The organism is Chitinophaga sp. CF118, from assembly GCF_900112615.1.
Taxonomy (GTDB): Bacteria; Bacteroidota; Bacteroidia; order Chitinophagales; family Chitinophagaceae; genus Chitinophaga.
Genome location: NZ_FOMK01000011.1, coordinates 100,619 through 121,443, shown reverse-complemented (window position 1 = coordinate 121,443; position 20,825 = coordinate 100,619). Strand labels below are relative to the sequence as shown.

The following is a 20,825-nucleotide window of genomic DNA, read 5'->3' as shown; positions in this document are numbered from 1 at the left end:
ATTAGTAGTCCATACCCATACCGTGGCCACCTGGCATAGCAGGAGCTGCAGATTTAGGTTCTGGTCTGTCAGCTATCACACATTCAGTGGTCAGCAGCATACCAGCGATGGAAGCTGCATTTTCCAGAGCGATGCGGGTAACTTTGGTAGGGTCAATTACACCAGCTGCCAGGAGATTTTCGTAAATCTCTGTGCGGGCATTGAAACCGTAATCACCTTTACCTTCTTTCACTTTCTGAACTACGATAGAACCTTCGATACCTGCGTTGGCAGTGATCTGACGAAGAGGCTCTTCGATAGCACGTTTAACGATGGTAACACCAGTCTGTTCGTCTTTGTTTTCAACTACCAGAGTGTCCAGGCTAGCGATAGCACGGATATAAGCAACACCACCACCAGGAACGATACCTTCTTCAACGGCAGCACGTGTAGCGTGCAGAGCATCGTCTACGCGGTCTTTCTTCTCTTTCATTTCCACTTCTGTAGCGGCACCTACGTACAGTACAGCAACACCACCACTCAGTTTAGCAAGACGTTCCTGCAGTTTTTCGCGATCGTAGTCGGAAGTAGTTGATTCGATCTGGGATTTGATCTGGTTGATACGAGCCTGGATCGCTTCCTTTTCACCTTTACCACCAACAACGGTAGTATTGTCTTTATCGATAGTTACGGATTCTGCACGACCGAGATAGCTCAGGTCTGCATTTTCCAGTTTGTAACCTTGTTCTTCGCTGATAACGATACCACCTGTAAGGGTAGCAATGTCCTGCAGCATTTCTTTTCTTCTGTCGCCAAAGCCAGGAGCTTTCACAGCAGATACTTTCAGCTGACCACGCAGTTTGTTTACCACGAGAGTAGCCAGAGCTTCACCTTCCAGGTCTTCAGCGATGATCAGCAGTTGATGACCATTCTGAACGATTTTTTCCAGGATGTGCAGGATATCCTTCAGGGTGCTGATCTTCTTATCGTAGATCAGGATGTAAGGATTCTGCAGTTCAGCGTGCATTTTTTCGCTGTTGGTGATGAAGTAAGGAGACAGGTAACCACGGTCAAACTGCATACCTTCTACTACTTCTACAGTAGTTTCAGTACCCTTAGCTTCTTCTACAGTGATAACACCATCTTTGGTTACTTTATCCATTGCTTCAGCGATCAGTTTACCGATCGTTGCATCGTTATTAGCAGAGATAGCAGCAACCTGTTCGATTTTCTTGATATCGTTACCAACGCTTTCTGATTGTTTCTTCAGGTTTTCAACAACAACTTTAACAGCTTTGTCAATACCGCGTTTCAGATCCATTGGATTAGCACCGGCAGCAACGTTCTTCAGACCTTCGCTGATAATGGATTGAGCCAGAACGGTAGCGGTAGTAGTACCATCACCAGCAATATCTGCTGTTTTGGAAGCTACTTCTTTCACCATCTGTGCACCCATATTCTCGATAGGATCTTCCAGTTCGATTTCTTTAGCAACGGTAACACCATCCTTAGTTAAGCTGGGAGCACCGAATTTCTTCTCAATTACAACGTTACGACCTTTAGGGCCCAGGGTTACTTTAACGGCATCAGCCAGAATATCAACGCCCTTCTTCATTTTATTGCGGGCCTCAATGTTAAAGAATATTTGTTTTGCCATAATAGCTTGTGATTTTTTTAAATTTTAAGATTGTGATGTTCCTAGCGATGTTTCTTAAACAATTGCTAAAATGTCAGATTCACGCATGATTAAGTAATCACCACCTTCGATACTGATTTCAGTACCTGAGTATTTACCATATAATACAGTATCACCAACTTTAACGGTTACAGGTTCATCTTTTTTACCAGGACCAGCTGCAACTACAGTACCTCTCTGTGGTTTTTCTTTTGCAGTATCCGGGATGATGATACCACCGGCAGTTTTTTCTTCTGCTGCTGCGGGTTTCACTATCACCCTGTCAGCCAAGGGTTTAATACTTAAATCTTTTGCCATATAATTATACTTTTTAAAAAGGTAAGTTGAGTATTATGTTTCACAAGTCCACGATAATTGTGCCAAGGCTTTTTTCTGGTCAAATTTTCAGTTATCAAATATAGCTATCTTAAGGTCCCTGACAAAAATGCCATTTTTTCAGCCAAAACCTGACACGACCTGTTTAGCCTTTGTTAAAACAATCCTGAACAGATAGTGGAAAGTTTGCAGTTCAGTTTTTTTCCCTAGCTTTGCCGCCTCATACAGTTCTTGATTATAAGATGATTAGTAGAAGAAATATCCGGGTGAAGGTGATGCAAACTCTTTATGCCCTGGAAACAATGGAGCCAGGTACAATAAAGCCAGGTACGGCCACCAGCCTGTTAAGCGAGAAGCTGGACCAGACCAGTCAGATCTTTACCTATTTACTCTATAGCCTGACGCAGGTGGCTCAGTATGCTGAGACAGATTCCCAGGCAAGAGCATCCAAACACCTCCCTTCTGCAGCAGACCTGCGGGTGAATACAAAAATCGCAGGCAACGAATTTATTTTCCAGATTATTAATGATAAAGGCTTCCAGGTAAACCTGGAACAGTGGAAGCTGAAATACCTGCCAGAGGCGGATATGCTGCGCAAACTGTATAATGAGCTGGTGGCAACAGACACCTATCAGAACTATATCAAGGAACCTTCCCGCACTAAAACAGCAGAAAAGGAGATCATAGAATTCCTGTATAAGGAGGTAATGTCAAAAAGTGAACTGTTCATTCAGCACATGGAAGACAGTTTCCTGCACTGGGGTGATGATGAAGAGATGATGTCACTCCTGACTGCCAATTACATGCATAAGCCACACCTGTTCAACTTTTTACAGCTGATCAGCAAAGAAAAACTGGAATATGCTAAAGAATTGCTGCTGACGGTACTTGATAAGAAAGACTACTGCCTTGAACTGATCAAGCCAAAATTACAGAACTGGGATCCTGAACGTATTGCGGCTGTAGATATGCTGCTGATGGAAATGGGTGTATGTGAATTTCTTTACTTCCCTACCATCCCTACCAAAGTGACGATCAATGAATATATTGACCTGGCCAAAGCATACAGCACTCCACAGAGCGGGCAGTTTGTGAACGGTATCCTGGACAATATCCTGAAAGACCTTGATCAGTCTAACCAGATAAAGAAAATTGACCGTACAAAAAAATAGTTATTTTTGAGTGCAATCAATCTCAATATGAAAAAGCAACTCTTTATACTTGCCTGCGGCTGCCTTTTACTGGGAGCCTGCGGCAGTTCAGGTAACCGTAAAGGCGATGCGCAACACAATAGCGCAGATACCTCGAAAGGTGCACCTGTCATTACTTTTGATGAGATGGTGCATAACTTTGGCAATGTGATAGCAGGTGAAAAGGTGGAATATTCCTTTAAATTTACAAACACCGGCAATAAAGACCTGCTGATTACAGATGCCACCTCAAGCTGTGGCTGCACCGTACCAGACTGGCCAAAAGAACCTCTAAGACCTGGAAAAAGCGCCTATATGAAAGTGGTATTCAACAGTGCTGGCAAAGACGGATTCACCGAAAAGGAAATTACGATCAATGCCAATACCAATCCTCCGGTAGTACAAGGGCCTAAAATACAATGCGTTGTTGTAAAACAATAGAACGAAACAGAAGCTAAAAACAACAAATACAAACTAATACGATGTACATTAACATGCTGAACATTTTACTGATGTCTCCAACCGGAGGCGCACAAGGCGGTGGTTCTTCCATGGTGTCTTTATTATTCTTCGGGGGTATGATTGTGGTGATGTGGTTATTTATGATTCGTCCCCAGACTAAAAAGGCAAAACTGCAAAAAGATTTTATCAGCAATCTTCGTGAAGGCGACCCAATCGTAACGATTGCCGGTATTCACGGTAAAGTGAAAAAGATCTACGACGATAATACCATACAGATAGAAGTTAGTGCTGGAACATATCTTAAAATAGAACGTTCCGCTGTAAGCATGGAATATACTACAGCACAACAGAAAAATGCTGCTACTAAATAATTGCAGTTTACAAATTGCGCGTCCCAAATTCCCTTACGGAGTTTGGGATTTTTTTTTGAATTTGCACTTGTATGTTAAAAATAGGTATCACAGGAGGCATAGGCTCGGGTAAAAGCACGGTCAGCAGAATTTTTGAATTACTGGGCATCCCCGTATATTATGCAGATACTGCTGCTAAAGAGATCATGCACACGGACGAAGACCTGAAGCATAAGATCAAAGAACACTTTGGACAAAGTATTTATAATAGCGATGGAATACTGGACCGGGCTGCACTGGGAAAGATCGTTTTTAACGATAAAGATCAGCTGGAGTTACTAAACTCCCTGGTACATCCTGCTACCATCCGCCACAGCGACGAATGGGCCCAAAAGCAAACCAGCCCTTATGTGATCAAAGAGGCGGCTCTCCTGTTTGAAGCAGGATCAGCTCAATACCTCGATAAGATCATTGGCGTTTTTGCGCCATTGCCCATGCGCCTTCTCCGGGTAATGAAACGCGATAACGTAAGCCGGGAAGAAGTACTGGCCAGAATTAACAAACAAATAGACGAAAATATCAAGATGCGCTTATGTGATTATGTGATCCATAACGATGAGCAGCAGCTTGTTATACCCCAGGTGCTGTCATTGCATGAAACATTACTGCAACTAATTTAATATTATGGGTAAAACCATTTCACAGGGCAGCAACGGAAAGAACAAAGCCATACCGGTGCTACTCCTGGAATTACAGACAAACCATCCTACCCCGGTAAAGATAAGTGCCGGATTATTGAAAGAAGATGCTGGCGGACGTACCTGTCAGCGTATACCGCTGAATGATAAGAAGTCGCTTTCCATCTTCAATACGCTGCCCTCCAATGTGCAATACCTGCTACAACCCTGTACACAGGAAGCGATGGTATACAAAGAACTGCAGCTGAAAGAAAAGTTCCGCGATAATCCCATAAAATCGCAAACACTGCAGCAATACATCCATGAAGGAATGCAGTTATTCCTTTACAATACTTTACAGCAGCTGCGCTCATTAACACCTGTACTCCCCTGGTATACCATGATTACAGACGAAAGCATGCTACTGAAACATACACGGCCGGCCGTGGTCAATAATTTTCCACCCCAGCTCTCATTTGACCTGGTGCGGACAGACACCGGTACATTAAGACTCACCGCCACTATGACCGTGAACGGCCAGCCCTATCCCCTTTCCGAATTTGAACATTACGGCTTTCTGTTACGCAGCCGGGGAGAATTGTTCATTCTCCCGCCATCCACAGTAGAAATCCTGGGAAAATTACCCAATGGATTTATGGACATTCCTGCTGATCAGGAAGGTGATTTCCTCCAGCATATTATAGAACCATTGAGTGCACAATACCCGGTGAACAAAAGCATCCTGATGGAGAAGGTTGCTGTGGAAGCAGAACCTGTCTGCAATATCTGGCTGAGTGAACTGAACAAATCCTTCCTGGTACTAACACCTCAATGGCAATACGGTGCTTTCACCCTGGAAGCCGGAGGCCCACCTGTAGTACTTCGTACGGAAGGAAACATTCAATATGAAATAACAAGAGATACTGATACCGAAAAGGAATTCACCACATTTATCCGTTCCCTTCATGCCCGCTTTACACAGCAAAATAACGGTTACTTTTACCTGCCATTTGCAGATGCAGAAAAGAGCCAGTGGCTGGTGAAATGTTACCGCAAACTGACAGACCGTAACATTGGTGTATACGGGATGGATCAGTTGCAGCATTTCCGTTACAATACCCATGTGCCAGTGATGGACGTGCGCTGGCATGGTGATGATAAAGACTGGTTTGACCTTGAAATAAAAGTACATTACGGGGATGTACAAGTGCCGCTCACAGATATCCAAAAAGCATTACAGCACAAACAACCCCACCTCCTGTTAAAAGACGGTACCATTGGGGTGATACCTGAAGAATGGCTCCACAAATACGATCTGCTCTGGAAACTCGGTCAGATCCAGAAGGACAAACTGCGACTGTCAAGACTCCATTTCACTATTGCACAGGAAATGCTGGAAGCCCAGGATACTCCTGTGGTGGAAGATACCTTGAAAAAGCTCCAACAACTACAGGCTAAATCATCTCAGCATTTCCCTATCCCTCCTGCTATCCAGGCACAACTACGTAACTACCAGCAGGCCGGCTTTGAGTGGATGTGTTTACTCGATGCAATGCGCTGGGGCGGCTGTCTGGCTGATGATATGGGACTTGGTAAAACCTTACAGACCATTACTTTTCTGCAACATCTCACCGAAAAATATCCTGGTGAAACTCATCTCGTGATCTGCCCGACTTCTCTGATCTATAACTGGGAAAGTGAGCTTCAAAAATTCGCTCCCGGCCTGCGCTATTCCGTATATCACGGCAGCAGCCGCCAATATGATGCGGAAAACTGGCGCGGTCAGCAACTGATTATTACCAGTTATGGTACTGTCCGCAGTGATATCGAAACCTTCAGCAGCCACGTATTCGGCTATGTGGTGCTGGACGAAAGTCAGGTGATTAAGAATCCTTCCTCTCAGACTACCCGGGCCCTGCAGGATCTGCAAAGTCGCAACCGCCTGATTCTGAGCGGTACACCCATCCAGAATAATACCATGGACCTCTATGCCCAGATGAACTTTGCCAATCCTGGTCTGCTGGGAAACCAGGCGTTCTTCCGTTCAGAGTTTGCCATGCCGATAGATAAATATGCAGATGCGGGAAAAGCCGGTCAACTCCGCAGACTGATCTATCCCTTCCTGTTACGCCGTACCAAAGAGCAGATAGCCAAAGACCTCCCTGATAAAACGGAGATCATAATGTGGTGCGAAATGGGCGAAGAACAACGGCAGGCCTATAACAGGATCCGTGATTTTTACAAAGAGAAACTGCTCAACCATATCAAAGAAGATGGAATGGCTAAAAGCACCATCTACGTGCTGGAAGGCCTTACCCGCCTGCGGCAGGTATGTAATGCCCCCCAACTGATAGAGGCCGAAGCTAATGTTAAAAGCTCTGTGAAACTGGATGAACTGATGCGGGAAATCACCGAAAACACCGGTACTCATAAAGTGCTGGTCTTTTCGCAATTCACGGGAATGCTTCAACTGATCTCCAGATCTATGGAAACTACCGGCTTACCGTTTTTGTACCTGGATGGTGGTACCAAAGCCGAGAACCGGCAACAGCTGGTGAAGCAGTTCCAGGAAGATGAAACAGTAAGGGTATTCCTGATCAGCCTGAAAGCCGGCGGTGTAGGACTTACCCTAACTGCGGCAGATTATGTATACCTTGTTGATCCCTGGTGGAATCCGGCGGCAGAACAGCAAGCCATCGACCGTACCCATCGTATAGGACAACAAAATCCTGTTTTTGCCTATAAAATGATTTGTAAGGATAGTGTGGAAGAGAAAATACTGGCATTACAGCAGCGCAAGAAAATGATTGCAGATGACCTGATCAGTGAAGATACTGGTTTCGTGAAAAAGCTGACTGAGGAAGATGTTGCTTTCCTTTTCAGCTAACTTTTTTGGCCCCATTAACTAATTTTCGAATATTTGTATTATGCTATTGAGATCCATTTTTGTCATATTTTTTGCTATGGCTTTCATTACCGGAAAGGCGCAACAGCAAAAGCCGGAAGGATTCAATATCCAGCGTGGTGTGAACCTGAGCCATTGGCTATCCCAAACAGGCGGCCGCCGTGGCATCTCCCAATCAGAATATTTTACTGAAAAAGATATGGCCTTCATCGCTGAGAGTGGTTTTGATCATATCAGAATTCCTGTGGATGAATCCGAGTTATGGGACTATAAAGACGAGAAATATAAAGATGCCTTCACCCTGCTGCACAAAACTCTGGAATGGTGCAAACAATATCATTTACGGGCAATCGTAGATCTCCACATCCTCCGCAGCCACGATTTTAATGCAAAAGACCAGGCCCTATGGGACCAGGACGCTGCCCAGGAACGCTTCCTTCAGATCTGGCGGGAACTGAGTGCCGAGTTGAAGAAATACCCCGTGAGCCAGGTAGCCTATGAGCTCTTAAATGAACCCGTAGCCGACAGTGCTCAACAATGGAACGACCTGCTGGCAAAAGGAATACAACTGATCAGACAACTGGAACCTAACCGTGTGATTATAGCCGGAAGCAACCAGTTTGAATCCTATAGTACTTTCCCGCAGTTGAAAATACCTGCCGGGGAGAAGCGAACGATCCTCAGCTTCCACTACTCCAACCCTTTCTATTTCACTCATTATCAGGCCAGTGGTACCCGGCATAAGGATTACAGCGGTCCTGTACATTATCCTGGTCCTACCATTACACCTAATGAGCTGAATGAGCAACCTGCAACAATCAGGAATCTTTTGGCAGGTAGTACACAGGAATATAATGAAGATGTGATCCAGGAACAGATGGATGTTCCGCTGAAGTTTGCCAAGAAACAGAAGCTGACTTTATATTGTGGGGAATGGGGATGTATTAATACAGTTTCCAGGCGTGATCGTTTGCGGTGGTATAAGGATATGAGAAAAGTGTTAGAGAAGAATAATATTGCATGGGCGATATGGGATTATAAAGGGGCTTTTGGAATTGTGGATGATAACGGTGATCCGGATAAGAAGCTGATTAAGATATTGACAAAGGATTAATACTGAGAGTTCGGAGAGAGATCGTAGTGAGTCTATACGTAGAACACACCTTGAACAGACGTTGGACACACGTTGGACGCCCTTAGATCGCATATAAGTGTCCAACGTCTGTCCAACGTCTGTTCTACGTACGCCAGAACCAGTAACTCTCTCTGAACTTAATAGCAATATACTCTGGCAAAATACCACGCACAAAAAAGCCCCGGGAATTACCCGGGGCTTTTTCTATCAAACATTTAATTAATCCTTACTTTTTAGCTGGTGCTGGTTCTGATACAACTTTGGCAGCGATAGCATCACTTTCATTTGAAAGCTGATTCTTCTTGTCAAAGTCTACCAGTACCGGTGCTGCCACGAAGATGGAAGAGTAGGTACCGGTTACCACACCTATCAACATTGCGAAGGCAAACCCGCGGGTTACTTCACCACCGAAGATGAACAGGATCAGGATGGTCAGGAATACGGTCAGTGAAGTCATTACGGTACGGCTTAAGGTAGCGTTAATGGCTTTGTTGATCACGAAGTCCCTGCTTTCACCTTTGAATGTTCCATTACGGAAGTATTCACGGATACGGTCAAATACGATCACGGTATCATTCATCGAGAACCCTATCACCGTAAGTATGGCCGCAATAAAGTGCTGGTCAATTTCCAGTGAGAACGGTACGAAATCACGGCAGTAAGAGAATACCGCCAATGTAACCATCACGTCATGCAACAGAGAGAAGATGGTACCTATAGAATATTGCCATTTGCTGAAACGTAACAGGATGTACAGGAAGATTACCACCAGAGATAAGATGGTTGCTTTTACCGCACCGGCACGTAAGTCATCAGAGATGGTAGGTGATACTGTCTGAGATGCAACGATATAACGATTGGAAGAGAATATTTCATAAGTAACTGAAGGATCGTAGAATTTCTTCAGGCCCTGATACAGTTTCTCAGTTACTTCTTTATCCACAGCCAGGCTCTGTTCATCAATCTTATAGTTGGTAGTGATGTTCAGCTGGTTGGTGTTACCGATTGTTTTTACAAACGGCTCGCTACCGAATGCCTTTTCCAGGTCTGCACGTACTTCTTCGGTTTTCACTGGTTGATCGAAGCGGACAGTGTAGTTACGACCACCATCGAAGTCAACACCGTGACGGAAACCATGGAAGAAGGAAGATGCACCTAACAGGATCATCACGGTAGAGATCACGTATGCATACTTTCTTTTTCCTACGAAGTCGAAAGAAGCATGTTTGAAGATCTTTTGTGAGATCGGTGTGAAGTATTGGAAGTGTCTTTTCTTGTTTGTCCAGAAGTCGGTAACGATACGGGAAACCATGATACCGCAGAACAGGGACAGCAGCAAACCAATGATCTGAGTGGTAGCGAAGCCCAGTACAGGACCAAGACCAAAGTAGAACAGGATACAAGCCGTCAACAGTGAGGTAACGTGACCATCCAGGATGGGCGCATAAGATTTCTTATAACCGTCTTCCACTGCCTGCTGGTAAGTTTTACCGCGGGCCAGTTCATCCTTTATACGTTCAAATATGATTACGTTCGTATCTACTGCCATACCGATGGTCAGAACCAGACCAGCGATACCTGGCATAGTCAGTGTTGCACCCAGAGATGCAAGGATACCAAAGGTGAACAGCAGGTTCAGTATGAGTGCGATGTTAGCCACCCAGCCTGCGCTGTTGTAGTACACCAGCATCAGTACAAAGATGACAACGAAAGAGATCATGAATGATTTAGCACCAGCGGCGATAGATTCAGCACCGAGGGTTGGTCCAACAACCATTTCCTGAACGATTTTGGCAGGAGCCGGCATTTTACCGGATTTCAGGATGTTGGCAAGGTCTTTCGCTTCTTCCAGGGTAAAGGAACCTGTGATAGAGGAACGGCCACCGGCTATTTCATTTAATATAGATGGTGCGGAATATACAATGCTATCCAGCACAACTGCTACGTAGCTAAAAGTTGCACGATCGTCAGGATTGGAAGGCGCCAGTTCACCTGTCAGCTTTTTCCATTCCCTTGCACCTACAGCGTCCATGGTCATGCTGATTTCAGGATTACCATTCTGGTCGAAGTCCTGTCTTGCATCTACCACGCTCTCACCGCCTACGCGGGGAGTTGGATTAGCCGGGTTGATTTTCAGTGCGTATACTTCCAGAGGACCATGACGGTCTTCTTTATTTTCAGGACCGTAAGCAAATACGATATCCTTAGGTAATATGTTTCTAACGGCTGGCAGTAGCAGGTAGCGTTTGAAAGTAGCTGTATCTGTAGGGTAGATAGAACCTACAACAGGACTTGGAACGATACGGCCATCCTGTGTGATGGAAGGATGGAAGATAGCGAACAGTGGATTTGCGGCGATTGCTTCGCGTTCCATGTCTGCTTTTGTTTTTGCAGAATCTACGCCTTTACCCTTACCGCTGTCTTTAGACAGGTAAGAAGCAAGGCTACCTTCTTTAGAAGTGTCCTCTGCAGCTTTGGCAGCTACAGTAGTGCTATCTGTAGTTTTAACAGAGTCTACTGCTTTTTTACCACTCAGTGAATTCTTTACAGCTTCGTTCATTGGTTGTAACACATTGGTTACAAACTCCTGGCCGTTTTTGTATACTTCACGGAATTCGAGATTGGCAGTTGCCTGCAGGTATCTTCTAACACGCTCAGGATTATCAACACCGGCCAGCTCTACAGAGATGATACCTTTGTTTTCGTCCAGACTGATGTTTGGAGAAGCTACCCCGAACTTATCTATACGTTTCTGCAGTACCAGGTAGGTATTTTTGATTGCGGCACCTGCCTCACGGCGGATAACATCCAATACCTGCTGATTGCTGCTGTTGAAATTAATATCCTTCTGGTAAGCATTTGCGAAGATGGTAGCCAAACGACCGTTTGCTGCTACTTCTTCGTATGCTTGTCCGAACAATGTTACAAAATCAGACTGGCTGCTCTTTTTACGTTGGGTAGCCAGGTCCAGTGCTTTGTTAAAAGCAGGATCTTTAGACTGCCCGCTCAGAGAACGGATCACATCTTCTACACTAACATCCAGTACTACGTTCATACCACCCTGGAGGTCAAGCCCCAGATTCAGTTCTCTTTCTTTAGCCTTGGTATAATTAACATACCATGGAAAACCCGCCATTTCTTTATTGCTGGTGCTATCTAACAGTCTCTGCCTTCTGAGTTTAATCATTTCAGTCAGCGAATCCTGGTAAAAAGCTTGCAGTTCCTTATTGCCGGGATACTTCTGTTCGGCACTGGGATATGCTTTACTGATGTCGCTCAAGGCTTGCGCATCTATCTTCTTCTCGTAGTTGCGGACCAAAAACGTGAAAGACAAATAATACACAGAGATAAGGATCAATGCACCGGCAAAAAATCTAACCAGTCCTTTAAGTTGCATATTGTTTCGGGTTTATAAAAAATTTTTAAGAGTTGCAAAGATAGAATTAAAATTGATATATTAAAGCCGTACTAACACAGAAAAGAAAAAAGGTAGAAATTACTGATAATCAATACTTAATCTTACTTTTCCTTTTATAATTAATCCTTTAGTTATGCGTTTTTGCCATTTTTTTTGGTTGATTCTATGCCTTGCAGCCTGCAATACTAATAAATTTATGCAAACCTCCAATTATCCTTCTGCAAACTCTTTTCTGGATACCCTTTTAAAGGCCCATTCAGAGGCATTGGGCCCCATATATAATGATCCCGGAAAATACAGACTACAGGTCATTTACACCAGGATAGACCGGGATGCCCAAAACCGCCCTCATTTCCAGGATTATTTTTTCCGGCTGGATACCAGTCAATATTTTTACCCGGCATCTACCGTAAAGCTGCCGGCAATTGCCCTGGCACTGGAAAAACTCAATGACCTGAACATCCCGGAACTGGATATGCACACGCCCATGTTTACGGACAGCCTCTCCGGAATTACCTCCGCAGTACTGGCAGACAGTTCTGCGGAAAACGGATTGCCGTCTGTAGCCCAATATATTAAAAAGATTCTACTTGTGAGTGATAACGACGCCTTTAACCGGTTGTATGAGTTTATAGGACAGCAATCCTTCAATGAAAGCCTGTGGGCAAAGGGGTATCCCAATACACAGATCCGCCACCGTGTGGGGATTAGTGGTGTGGATGCAGAAGAGAACAGGCATACCAATGCCATCACCTTCCGCCGCAACGGGCAGGTACTATATCAGCAACCGGCCCGCTATAGCAGTATAGTTTTCTCCCCCCGGCACGACCGGATGGGTAAGTCCTATTATAATGATCAACATGAACTTGTAAACAGTCCGATGGACGCATCCATGAAAAACAGGGTGCCCCTTTCTGACCTTCACAGCATGTTACGCAGTATAATTTTTCCGGAATCTGTAACAAAACAACAACGGTTCCGTTTAAATGAGAGCGACTATCGGTATTTATATCATTGTATGTCAGCACAACCGGAAGAATCAGTCTGGCCTTCCTATGACACAATAGAATATCACCATAACTACGTGAAATTCCTATTGTTCGGAGGAGAAAAGCAACATAGTGAGCCCAAAGATGTCCGTATATTCAACAAACCGGGTTGGGCTTATGGATTTTTAACCGATGTGGCATATATTGCTGATTTCAGCCACAAAGTGGAATTTATGTTATCAGCCACTGTATATGTAAATGACGATGGTATTCTTAGCGATGAACATTATCAGTTTGAAACAACCGGCGAACCTTTTATGAAAGCATTGGGTGCTATAATCTATCAATACGAACTACAACGTAAAAAACAATATCTGCCGGATCTTTCCCGGTTTATGATGGAATATGGTAGAAGTAGCAAATAATCGTACACAATCAAAATATCAAAATTTTAATTAAAGAGAGCGTAATGGCAACAAAAACAAATCGTTTATGGGCATTAAGTGCCCTGGTGGTAATGGGAACCAGCTTTACCGCGTGTCTGAAATCCGTTGATACAACACCTACAAGACCCGTTGCTGCATTTGCAGTTATTAATGGTATTGGAAGCAGCACAGCAATGGATTTTTATGACAATAGTACCAAGGTCCAGACTAACATGGCAATGGGTTTTGGAGGTATTAATTACCAGGCATATGGTGGTATTCATCAGTTTTATTTCGCCAAAACCGGCACTACAACACAAGTAGCAACATCCACTGCCTCGTACGATTCACTGAAGTACTATACACTGGTATCTTACGGAGATTCTGCCAATGCTCAGTTACAACCTATCCGGGATGATTTTAGTGGTGCATCCACTTCCAAACTGAATTTCCGGTTTTTCAATTTAAGTCAGAACTCTGCTCAGGTAGATCTGTATCTTGGAGATACAAAGGTAGACAGTAATCTTAGCTATGTAGGTAACACCAGTATCAGCACAGCATTTAAACCATTAGCTAACATCAGCTCTGCCAGCATCCTGCGGGTAAAAGTGGCTGGCACCACTACAGTACTTGCTGAAAATACTACTGCAAATCTGCAAAGCGGTTATATATATACTATTTACCTGACAGGTATGAAGGACAGTGTTGGTCCGCTTAAGCCTAAAGTAAGTTATATTCAGAGTTATTATTAAACTACACATCCTCCGGGATAACAACATAAAAGATAAGAGGCTGCTTCACATTTGAGGCAGCCTCTTATCTTTTATTCATACTTCCCGATGAAGTTTTTCCAGTTTAGCTTTCTTTAAATGTTTCCATTTCAATCCCAAATTTATTGTACGTTTGTTACCAGTTAATCCGGGTCCGCTGTTTATATCCGATAATAAGTTATTCCAGTTTATCAGTCTGTTCAACACCCTATTTTAATAATCAATATACCCATTCTATGTCCTTTAATTTACGCCCTCATTTTATTATAGTTATCACATTACTTATTTCTATTTATCCGGATGTCCTGAAAGCCCAGGTACCCCGTTATATTATTTCATTTAAAGACAAACAAAAAAATCCTTTTTCACTGTCTGAACCGCCAGCATTTTTATCTCAGCGTGCTATAGAAAGACGAAACCGCCAGCACATCAGCATCGATTCAGCAGATCTCCCTGTAACGCCTGCGTATATAGATAGTATAGCAAAGTCGGGAAATATTAAGATCCTCTATACTTCCCGATGGTTTAATTATGTTGCAATACAAACAAATGATGTACCTGCACTTGAAAAAATTCGACATTACTCATTTGTCAATAGTACAGATACAGCAGGAGTACGCCACAGTCCATTGAAAAATACCAGGAAGAAATTTATGCCGGATAGTTTGCCGGTATCTGTTATGGCAAAAGATGCAGACATTTCCATGTATGGCAAAGCTGCTGCACAAATCCATTTACATGAAGGTGAATTTTTACATAATAGCCGGTACAAAGGAGAGAATATATTAATCGCCTTACTGGATGCAGGATTCTCTACTGTAGATAAAAACAGGGCATTCTTGTATTTACGCGAAAACAACAGGATAGTGGGTACATATGACTTTGTAAATACCTCTGCAAACGTATATAAAAGTGATAATCATGGTACTGAATGCTTATCCATTTTAGCATCAATGTTACCCGGAGAAATGATAGGCACGGCTCCCGACGCGGAATATCTGCTGATGCGAACAGAAGATGAAACTTCTGAACAACCTATTGAAGAGAATAACTGGATAGCTGCTGTGGAGTATGCAGATAGCATGGGGGCAGATATTATTTCCTCTGCTCTTGGATATAATACATTTGACAGTCCTTATAATAATTATACCTATTCACAGCTTGACGGGCATACAACACAGGTTGCACGGGCAACTGAGATAGCCGTTTCCAAAGGGATGATCATTGTAAATGCAGCTGGTAATGAAGGGAACACTGACTGGAAATATATTCTTTCTCCTGCAGATGCGGATAATATATTAACTGTTGGAGCAATAGATATCCATGGAGCAGTTGCGGCTTTCAGTGGCAAGGGGCCAACATCAGATAATCGAATAAAACCGGATGTTGTTTCTCTTGGTATAGGAACACAGTTTATTGATACATCTGGTAATATCAAGAGCGGATTGGGAACTTCATATGCATGTCCCGTAATAACAGGACTTACAGCCTGTTTATGGCAGGCTTTCCCGGACTGTTCCAATTTAGAAATTCTTAAAGCAATAAAAGCAAGCAGTAGTCGATATACTACTCCCGACAATAAAAGCGGATATGGTGTTCCAAATTTTCATACCGCTTTTGATTTATTATTAAATAAACAATGGCAGGATAGTATTAAAATAAGAGAATCATTAGTCAATAGCTGGATAAAATCTTTCCCTAATCCCTTTACTGATAAGATAAAAGTATATCTCCATAATATCGATGGCAAGGCAATAAACCTGTTACTTTATAACAGTGCCGGACAACTTGTAAAACATACATCTTTTACAATAGGCAAAGGTTATATATATTATGAATGGCCGGAAGATCTTTCAAAATTATCATCAGGAATTTATTATTTACGAGCTAAAAAAGGCAATGATAAAGTAACGATCAAATTATTAAAGCTGTAATATTCCTAATCATTTTTGTCCATTTTAAATTCTTTAAAAGATAAACTAAAACTCGATTTTTAAATTATATTTACGCTACATTTTTGAACCCTTTAAACCCCCTATTTATGTTAACCAGGACACGTATGGCCATTGCCCGGCCTTTGTTTGCATTGTTTTTGTTTAGTTTCTTTGTTATTTCCTGTCGAAAAGAAAATCAGGTATCTGAAACTCCTCCCAAACAAACGGAAGATGTAGCAACATTGAGATCTTTTTTGAGCGAAGTTACAGGCGCTAAAACTGACAAGATTACCTTCGATGACGCGAAGAAAGAATTTACCATTGATGGTGATGTAATTATGTCACTGAAATCTGCCAGTGAACATTATGCCAAAGCTGCCGCGACCAGCAGCGAAGATGCAGGAGGCCGTACCACACAACGCCGCTACGACTTCATCATGAACACCACTGTGGCAGGTAGTGTTACAATTTATGCTGATGGAACAGTACCTACCGCCTGGCAAACCGCTATTGATCAGGCAATCAGTAACTGGAACGGTACGGATTGTTTAGTTAAACTATCACGTGTAACCAGTCCTTTTGAGGCAAGAATTGTTTTTAGTTCTTATACAGATGCCTCTACCACTACCATTGCATTTGCATCATTCCCGGATGTAACAGGTAACTGCGGTCCTACTGTAAACATTAATCTGTACTACAGTACATTAAGCGCCAGTCGGAAACAATTTGCCATTACACATGAATTAGGACACTGCTTAGGATTTATGCATACGAATCAGGCAAATGGTGTACTGATTCCGGAAACACCTAATGCGTCAGATCCCAATTCTCTTATGAATGCGGTAGTACTAGACTGGGCTGGATATACTTATTATGATATCATATCCTATGGTATTGTTTATCCAAACGCAGTAAATACAAAACGTCTGTTGCGTTATTACAATGGTAATACCCAGGATCATTTCTACACATTGAACAGCACAGAACTGAATGCTTCCGGGTCCTCTTACAATTTCGAAAAAGGAGAAGGGTATATGTATACTTCACAAGTATCAGGCAGTTCACCATTTTACCGTTACTATAACTCTGCTAACGGAGATCATTTTTATACTGCCAATTATGCTGAAATAGGTGCTGGTTCAGGCGGTTACAGCCTTGAAGGCGTTTCCGGTTATCTCTTCACCACGCAGGTAGCAGGAACCCGGCCTCTGTACCGCTATTTCAATCTTGCCAGAGCAGATCACTTCTATACTGTTAACTACAGCGAATTTGGTGCCGGTGCAAGTGGTTATACCCTTGAAGGGGTTGCCGGTTATGTATATTAATAGTTTCTACTGACTCACTCTAAAGGAACCGGCCATTTTGGCCGGCTCCTTTCCCTTAGGACCCCAAAGCTTGAATCGTAATCTCGTTCATCATTAATTTTCCCTATCTCCTAAGCAAAGTCCCCACAATTGTTTTTATTTCACTTCCAAAATTATTGTACGTTTGTTACCAGTTAACCCAATAAAACTTTTATTATGACGAAGCAATTGGAATTAGCAGAAAGGCTGTCAAGGATATCTGAGCCACAAACAATTAAAATGGCCAAATTAAGTCGTGAACTTAAGGCCCAGGGGATAGACATTGTTGATCTAAGTATAGGAGAACCTGACTTTGATACACCTGCCCATATCCGGGAGGCCGCTAAAAAAGCCATCGATGAAGGCTTTACTCATTATACACCAGTAGCCGGTATTGCCGACCTGCGACAGGCAATAGTAAAAAAGCTGCAACGTGATAATGGCCTGGAATATACGCCCGAACAGATCGTCGTATCTACCGGCGCCAAACAAAGTATTGCCAATACCGTATTGAGTGTGATTAATCCGGGCGATGAGGTAATTATTCCCACCCCCTACTGGGTTACTTATTCCGAATTAGTAAAACTGTGCCAGGGTGAGGTAAAATTCATTCCCTGCAGCATAGAAAATAAATATAAGATAACACCTGCCCAGCTGGAAGCTGCTATCACGCCTAAAACAAAACTGTTCATGTTCTCCTCTCCCTGCAATCCTACCGGATCTGTATACAGCAAGGATGAACTGAAAGCACTGGCAGATGTATTTGCCCGGTATCCAGGCATCTATATCATGGCAGATGAGATCTATGAATATATTAACTACGTTGGTAAACATGAAAGCATCGCCCAGTTTGAAGGGATGCAGGAACGTACCATCATTATCAATGGCCTTAGTAAAGGCTTTGCCATGACCGGCTGGCGACTTGGTTACCTTGCCGCTCCCAAAGCTGTTGCTAAAGCAGCTGAAAATATGCAAAGCCAGTTCACTTCAGCAACGTCCTCTATCACACAGAAGGCTGCTGTTACAGCCCTCACCGGCGACCTGAGTACAGCACATACAATGGTAGCTGAATTCAGAGAAAGACGTACGCTGGTGTATGATCTGCTGAGCAAGATCCCCGGATTAAAACTGATTGAACCGGATGGTGCCTTTTATATGTTCCCGGATGTAAGTGCATTTTTCGGTAAATCCTTTGAAGGAACTGTTGTTAATAATGCAGACGACCTTTGCATGTATCTTTTACATAAAGCGAATGTATCCCTGGTTACAGGTTCTGCATTTGAACAACCAGATTGTATCAGAATGTCATATGCTGCTTCCAGAGAGAAATTACAGGAAGGAATTAAAAGATTAGCGGCAGGCTTAGGACAACTGGCTTAGTTTCCTGTTTAATAAAATCAACTTTCTATAACGATGAAAGGCTCCTGGCGGAGCCTTTCATCGTTATAGAAAGTTGTAGTAACTGATGAGCTCTCCATTCGTTATACAGATAAGAAACTGAACTGCACCATATTAATTGATTTATATATATTTGCAGCTGTAAATAATTGAACTACATGATCTCTAATCAAACATTGCTTTACCTCGTATTGGCTATAGGCGTTATTGCAGTATTGTATATGACTGTAAAAGATATGTTCATCAAGCCTAAAAATGAACCCACTCCTCAGGTAGCAGCAAAGAGTACCGACAAATCTGTACTTCCTTTACAACTGCAAGCCTATGAACGCCTGGTATTACTGGTAGAGCGTATTAATCTGCAAAATCTTATAGGTCGTGTATTCCAACAGGGACTGACGGCGACAGACATGCAGATAGGACTTATACAAACTATCAAAGCCGAATATGATCATAATGTAGCTCAGCAAATTTATGTATCTCCTGTGGCCTGGGAAGCAGTTAAAACACTGAAAGAACAGACTATCACAATTATTAACCAGGTTGCCAGCCAGCTTCCGCAGGAAGCTACGGCTATGGATTTAAACAAACAGATCCTGGAAATATTCCTGCAAGCCGACAACTCTCCATCAGAATTAACTTCTCAAATATTGAATGCTGAGGCAAAACAGCTATTCTAATCATAAATTTGTTAAAATACAAAGGGAAGGTTCCGTGAGGAATCTTCCCTTTGTATTTTATAACAAACTAATCTTTTGTAGCTACCAGCGACTTAATTGAAAGCCCCTCTGAGGACTTAACATCTTCAGATACTAATGCTCAATCATCACAACCCTTTTTGGCCTTATCACCTCATATAACAAATATCCCTTGTGATTAAAGTGAATATAAAGTGGTGGTGACTGATACCAGGGTATACCCCGGGTTTTAACATGTGCCTGGATATGCAGGTGAGGTTCTGTACTGAATCCGGAATTACCTACACAACCAAGAGGCTGCCCATAAGTAACCATATCTCCCTGTTTCACAATTATGCTTCCCTTTTTCAGATGAGCCAGGAATACAAAGCTGGAATCAGTTTCAATCAGTACCTGGTTTGTGTTCTGCGGTCCACGGCTCATATCTGGCGGAATGTTATCCCGGTCACCACCGTATGCCTTTACCACACGACCGTTACAGGGGCTGTACAGTGTATCGCCAAAGATCTCATAATCTTCCAGGCGGCGGCTGAAAATGGCATTTGCCCTGCTACCATTAGGTCTTAATTTTACGATATCCATAGCATAAATTGCCCCACGCAGGCTATAATGAAACAGGTTTGTAGGTAAGCCCTTGCCTCCCTGTAAAACAAAATAACGGCCCGTTTTGAGTGGGAAGGATAATTCTATGGTTTTGGGTTTACCGGTGGTGCCGGTAAAATACAGCACACTTAATAAAATCAGCAGGGAGGAAAAAAACAGGTTGGTACCCATTTTCCAGATCCGGGGAACTTTTGCCTCAGTCTTTTTTCGGAAGAACAAAGTCAGTAAACAGATCAGCAGACAAATACCAAAACCATATTTGGCATGAATAGTAAGGTATATCCAGGTACCGTATAAATAAATGAATACCCCTAATGAAAGTGCCAGCAACAGGCGGCTCCAACTGTGCCGCAAGACGATCTTGCCAGCAGTGAATAACAGGAAAAGGCTGAACAAGGCCAGGGCGAAAGTGAGTAATAACAATCCGTAAATGAACATGGCTTCTCTAAAAGGTCTTCTGCAAATTATCAATTATTTTCCCGACACAGCAATAACGTAATAATTATGTAACATTGCTGCTACTTCATCATTCCACGAA

Annotated in this window: 16 protein-coding genes; 12 read left to right on the top strand and 4 right to left on the bottom strand. The window is 43.0% G+C overall.

Annotated features, from left to right (window positions below; genetic code table 11):
- Nucleotide 1: 1 nt before the first annotated feature.
- Nucleotides 2-1,639, bottom strand: a complete 1,638-nt coding sequence (gene groL / locus BM176_RS28040) for a chaperonin GroEL (protein WP_369823758.1) — start codon at nt 1,637-1,639, stop codon at nt 2-4.
- Between the two features lie 51 nt (nt 1,640-1,690).
- Nucleotides 1,691-1,972 (bottom strand): co-chaperone GroES, encoded by a 282-nt coding sequence (groES, locus tag BM176_RS28035; protein WP_072356767.1) that lies wholly within the window; start codon nt 1,970-1,972, stop codon nt 1,691-1,693.
- 260 nt (nt 1,973-2,232) lie between these two features.
- On the opposite strand from groES, the gene nusB reads away from it, so the two are divergent.
- From nusB to BM176_RS28005, 6 genes are all read left to right on the top strand, one after another.
- On the top strand, nt 2,233-3,162 hold the full coding sequence (gene nusB / locus BM176_RS28030) for a transcription antitermination factor NusB (RefSeq protein WP_090107716.1): 930 nt from the start codon (nt 2,233-2,235) through the stop codon (nt 3,160-3,162).
- 27 nt (nt 3,163-3,189) lie between these two features.
- Entirely contained in the window at nt 3,190-3,621 is a 432-nt protein-coding gene (locus BM176_RS28025; RefSeq protein WP_090107715.1) for a DUF1573 domain-containing protein, read from the top strand.
- Nucleotides 3,622-3,662: 41 nt separating this feature from the next.
- Nucleotides 3,663-4,013, top strand: coding sequence for a preprotein translocase subunit YajC (gene yajC / locus BM176_RS28020; protein WP_090107714.1), 351 nt, complete (start codon nt 3,663-3,665; stop codon nt 4,011-4,013).
- A gap of 71 nt (nt 4,014-4,084) precedes the next feature.
- Nucleotides 4,085-4,672, top strand: a complete 588-nt coding sequence (gene coaE, locus BM176_RS28015; protein ID WP_090107713.1) for a dephospho-CoA kinase — start codon at nt 4,085-4,087, stop codon at nt 4,670-4,672.
- A 4-nt stretch (nt 4,673-4,676) separates the two neighbouring features.
- Nucleotides 4,677-7,556, top strand: a complete 2,880-nt coding sequence (locus tag BM176_RS28010; RefSeq protein ID WP_090107712.1) for a DEAD/DEAH box helicase — start codon at nt 4,677-4,679, stop codon at nt 7,554-7,556.
- 76 nt (nt 7,557-7,632) lie between these two features.
- Entirely contained in the window at nt 7,633-8,688 is a 1,056-nt protein-coding gene (locus BM176_RS28005; RefSeq protein WP_255373600.1) for a glycoside hydrolase family 5 protein, read from the top strand.
- A gap of 247 nt (nt 8,689-8,935) precedes the next feature.
- Here the strand turns inward: BM176_RS28005 and secDF are convergent, their stop codons facing one another.
- A complete protein-coding gene (gene secDF, locus BM176_RS28000) occupies nt 8,936-12,106 on the bottom strand; it encodes a protein translocase subunit SecDF (protein WP_090107710.1) in 3,171 nt (1,056 codons plus the stop codon).
- 217 nt (nt 12,107-12,323) lie between these two features.
- Here secDF and BM176_RS27995 point away from each other — a divergent pair, with 217 nt between their 5' ends.
- The 6 genes from BM176_RS27995 to BM176_RS27970 all read left to right on the top strand — a co-directional run bounded on the left by BM176_RS27995 (nt 12,324) and on the right by BM176_RS27970 (nt 19,666).
- On the top strand, nt 12,324-13,541 hold the full coding sequence (locus BM176_RS27995) for a serine hydrolase (RefSeq protein WP_090107709.1): 1,218 nt from the start codon (nt 12,324-12,326) through the stop codon (nt 13,539-13,541).
- Nucleotides 13,542-13,585: 44 nt separating this feature from the next.
- Nucleotides 13,586-14,293 carry a DUF4397 domain-containing protein gene (locus tag BM176_RS27990; RefSeq protein ID WP_090107708.1) on the top strand — a complete coding sequence of 236 codons (708 nt, stop codon included), beginning with the start codon at nt 13,586-13,588 and terminating at the stop codon, nt 14,291-14,293.
- 254 nt (nt 14,294-14,547) lie between these two features.
- A complete protein-coding gene (locus BM176_RS27985; protein WP_090107707.1) occupies nt 14,548-16,245 on the top strand; it encodes a S8 family serine peptidase in 1,698 nt (565 codons plus the stop codon).
- Nucleotides 16,246-16,352: 107 nt separating this feature from the next.
- Nucleotides 16,353-17,570 (top strand): M57 family metalloprotease, encoded by a 1,218-nt coding sequence (locus tag BM176_RS27980; protein WP_090107706.1) that lies wholly within the window; start codon nt 16,353-16,355, stop codon nt 17,568-17,570.
- Nucleotides 17,571-17,765: 195 nt separating this feature from the next.
- Nucleotides 17,766-18,968 carry a pyridoxal phosphate-dependent aminotransferase gene (locus tag BM176_RS27975; RefSeq protein WP_090107705.1) on the top strand — a complete coding sequence of 401 codons (1,203 nt, stop codon included), beginning with the start codon at nt 17,766-17,768 and terminating at the stop codon, nt 18,966-18,968.
- Between the two features lie 176 nt (nt 18,969-19,144).
- Complete coding sequence (locus BM176_RS27970; RefSeq protein ID WP_090107704.1) at nt 19,145-19,666, top strand: DUF7935 family protein; 522 nt, start codon at nt 19,145-19,147, stop codon at nt 19,664-19,666.
- Between the two features lie 132 nt (nt 19,667-19,798).
- Here BM176_RS27970 and BM176_RS27965 read toward each other — a convergent pair whose 3' ends face one another.
- Nucleotides 19,799-20,725: a M23 family metallopeptidase gene (locus BM176_RS27965; RefSeq protein ID WP_090107703.1), complete on the bottom strand. Its 927-nt coding sequence runs from the start codon at nt 20,723-20,725 to the stop codon at nt 19,799-19,801.
- Nucleotides 20,726-20,825 lie beyond the last annotated feature (100 nt).